This window comes from Synechococcus sp. H60.1 (genome assembly GCF_047462335.1).
Lineage (GTDB): Bacteria > Cyanobacteriota > Cyanobacteriia > Thermostichales > Thermostichaceae > Thermostichus.
This window is the reverse complement of record NZ_JANSJA010000245.1, coordinates 12,048-15,716: the sequence shown is the minus strand read 5'-3', so window position 1 is coordinate 15,716 and position 3,669 is coordinate 12,048. Positions and strand designations below refer to the sequence as shown.

3 protein-coding genes are annotated in these 3,669 nt (G+C 62.4%); all 3 read left to right on the top strand.

The annotated features are described in order from the left end of the window. Window positions 1–30: 30 nt before the first annotated feature. A complete protein-coding gene (gene fbp, locus NW852_RS11695) occupies window positions 31–1,014 on the top strand; it encodes a class 1 fructose-bisphosphatase (protein ID WP_414335561.1) in 984 nt (327 codons plus the stop codon). A 29-nt stretch (window positions 1,015–1,043) separates the two neighbouring features. Continuing rightward, a complete protein-coding gene (gene zwf / locus NW852_RS11690) occupies window positions 1,044–2,597 on the top strand; it encodes a glucose-6-phosphate dehydrogenase (RefSeq protein WP_414365877.1) in 1,554 nt (517 codons plus the stop codon). Window positions 2,598–2,746: 149 nt separating this feature from the next. After that, a partial coding sequence (locus tag NW852_RS11685; RefSeq protein WP_414426766.1) for a tetratricopeptide repeat protein occupies window positions 2,747–3,669 on the top strand: 923 nt, incomplete at its 3' end.

The window sequence follows — 3,669 nt, the reverse complement described above, 5'->3', positions numbered from 1 at the left end:
GCCGCCGTGCCCAGCAGCGCCGAACGGGAGATGGCGCGGGATGTGCTCACCCTCTCCCGCCATGTCTTGCAGCAGTTTGGCAGCTTTACTGCCGAGGCCCAGGACTTCAGCGCCCTGATGAACCGCATTGCCCTAGCCGGCAAGATGATTGCCCGTCGCCTCAGCCAGGCAGGGCTGATCGAAGGAACGTTGGGGGTGACCGGCAGCGTCAATGTCCAAGGGGAAGAACAGCAACAGATGGACGACTATGCCAACCGGGCCTTCATCCGCGCCTTGGAGCAGACGGGCCTGGTGTGTCGGCTGGTGTCAGAAGAGATGAAAACCCCAGCTCGCCTGCCGGAAAACTGCTCCCTCAGCCGCTTGGCCCTGGTGATCGATCCCTTGGATGGATCTTCCAACATTGACGCCAACCTCAGCGTCGGCTCGATTTTCTCCGTCCTTCATCCTCTAGAGGATCGTCCGGAAGCAGACAACCAAGATCTCCTGCAGCCGGGCCGCCGCCAACTGGCTGCCGGCTACATCCTCTACGGCCCCAGCACCCAACTGGTCTATTCCGTCGGCAAGGGGGTACACAGTTTTACGTTGGATCCCAGCTTGGGCGAGTTCATCCTCTCCAAGAGCGATATTCGCATTCCCGAACGCGGCTCCGTCTACAGCCTCAACGAGGGCTACTTCTGCCAGTGGAGCGAAGGGATCCAGAACTATGTCCGCTACGTCCACCGCCACGATGGCTACACCTCCCGCTACAGCGGCGCTCTGGTGGCGGATTTTCACCGCATCCTTCTCCAGGGCGGGGTGTATCTCTATCCGGGCACCCAGAAAAAACCAGAGGGCAAGCTGCGGCTGATGTACGAGGCCAACCCGCTGGCGTTTTTAGTTGAGCAGGCGGGGGGCGTAGCCACCACCGGCAGCGAGGCCATCCTGGACATCGTGCCCCAATCCCTGCACCAACGGGTGCCTTTGATTATCGGCAGCCGCGAGAATGTGGAAGAAGTGTTGCGCTGCCTTCGCTGAACCCCGCCCACGCAAGCCGAGCTGACTCTATGGTGACCCTGGCTGAAAACCCCCTGCGCGTTGGCCTCAACCAAGAGCGCGTTCCGGATCCCTGTATCCTGGTACAGTTTGGCGCTTCCGGGGATCTGGCGGCCCGCAAGCTGATCCCAGCCTACTACCGGCTGTTTGTGCAGCGACGGCTGCCGCCGGAGTTTACCTTGGTGGGAGTGGCCCGGCGCGACTGGAGCCACGAGATCTATCGCGACAAAATGCGGGCGGCCCTGGAAGAATTTGCCCCCCAAGATCTGGGGCCAGAAGCCCTCTGGCAAGACTTTGCCCGCCGCCTGTTCTACTGTCGCCTTGATCTTGGCGATGCCGAGGGCTACCTGCGTCTCAAGCAATTCCTCGGCCAACTGGATGAGGAGCGGGCCACCCGCGGCAACCGGGTGTTTTATCTGGCGGTGGCGCCGGACTTCTACGCCCAGGCCATCCAACAGTTGGGGGCAGCCGGGATGTTGGCTGACCCGGCCAAAACGCGGGTGGTGATTGAAAAACCCTTTGGCCACGACCTCACCTCGGCCCAGGAGCTGAACCGCATCGTACAGCGGATTTGTCAGGAAGAGCAGGTCTACCGCATCGACCACTACCTGGGCAAGGAGACGGTGCAAAACCTGCTGGTCTTCCGCTTTGCCAACACCATCTTTGAGCCCCTCTGGAACCGCAACTACATCGACCATGTGCAGATTACTGTGGCGGAAACGGTGGGGGTGGAGGATCGGGCTGGCTACTACGATGCTGCCGGTGCTCTGCGGGACATGGTGCAGAACCACCTGATGCAGATCTACTGCCTCACTGCTATGGAGCCACCTGTCTCATTACGCGGCGACGGGGTACGCAACGAAAAGACCAAGGTGCTGCAGGCTACCCGCCTGGCGGATCTGCGCAATGTAGCCGCGGCAGCGGTGCGAGCCCAGTACGGCCCCGGCTGGATTGCCGGCAAGCCGGTGCCAGGCTATCGCCAAGAGCCCAATGTCAACCCCAACTCGCAAACCCCCACTTACGTGGCCCTGAAATTGGAATGCGACACTTGGCGGTGGCAGGGAGTGCCCTTTTACCTGCGCACCGGCAAACGCTTGGCCAAGAAGGTCTCCGAGGTGGCCATCTACTTTAAGCAGGTGCCGCTCTCTCTTTTTCCTTCGGCAGCCCGGGAGGTGAGCCCCAACATCCTGGTGCTGCGCATCCAGCCCAACGAGGGCATCTCCCTGCGCTTTGAGGCCAAGATGCCGGGGCCAGAGATCCGCACCCGCTCGGTGGAAATGGATTTTCGCTATGGAACTGCCTTTGGGTCGAGCACCCCGGATGCCTACGAGCGCCTGCTGTTGGACTGCCTGCTGGGGGATCCCACCCTATTTACCCGCGCCGACGAGGTGGAAGCCGCCTGGCGGGTGGTGACACCGGTGTTATCGGCCTGGGAGGCGCCGCCTGGCCATGACAAGGGCGGCAATGCCGCACCGCCGCTGTACACCTATGAGGCCGGCACCTGGGGGCCCAAGGCCGCCGAAGACTTGCTGGCCCAGTCGGGGCGGCGGTGGCGACGTCTCTAGTTTGTTTGAATCGCTGCCCTCACCCCCGGCCCCTCTCCCAAAGGGAGAGGGGAGTTAGAGATGGTGCTCCGCGCCGCCGGCGCAAACATGCATCTGGTTGGAACCAGCCCTGGCAGGAAGGATCCCCGGTTGCTGCAGCTAACATGGGCATGACCTGTTTTTGCGTGGGTGTCATGCCGCCACTGGTATTCCGGCTACCTGTCCGGTTTTTGCTAACCTTGCCGCTGGGCTTTGCCATGGTGTTGGGGGTAGGGAGAGGGGATCCCGCTCGAGCCCAAGTATTGCTGCACCTTCCCCTGCCCAATGGGGAGTTGATGCGGGCCCAGGCCCTGCAACTGGCCACTGACTCGCTGCGGCTGGCTCAGTTTGGCCAGACAGAAGAGGCGCTGCGCCGCTTGCAACTGGCGGTGGCCATGGTGCCCAACTCCTCCGAGCTGCTCTATGTTTTGGGCAACGTCCACCTGGAGCGGGGAGACTACGCCCAGGCGGTGCAAGCGCTGCAGAAGGCCCGCGCCCTGGCTCCTGACGACGCCGATATTCTCTACTCGCTGGGAGCGGCTTACTTGCGGCAGGGCAGCTACTTTGCCGCCGCCGAGGCTTTGGAACGGGCTGTGGCCCTGCAACCGGATAACCCCAACGCCCGCTTCCAACTGGGCAATGCTTATCTAATGCTGGATCAGTGGGATCCCGCCCGGCGGGAATATGAGAAGACCCTGGAGTTGGATCCCGCCTATTGGCCGGCCATGAACAACATCGGCTTGGTGGACTACGAGCAGGGAGATCTCGACGCTGCTATCGAGCGCTGGGAACGCACGATAGAGATGAACGACTCTGTGGCAGAGCCCTACTTGGCCTTGGCGACCGCTCTCTACATTCGGGGAGAAACCGGACGAGCCGAGGAGCTGGGGGCCAAGGCTGTGCGCCTGGATCCCAGCTATGCCCGGCTAGAAGTGCTGCGGGAGAACCTGTGGCGGGAGAAGCTGCTGCGGGATGTGCAAGTTCTCCTGCGCAGCCGCCCCGTTGCCGAGGCTCTGCAGCAAGCTGCCGTCGAGCAGTTCAACCGGCAGATGGG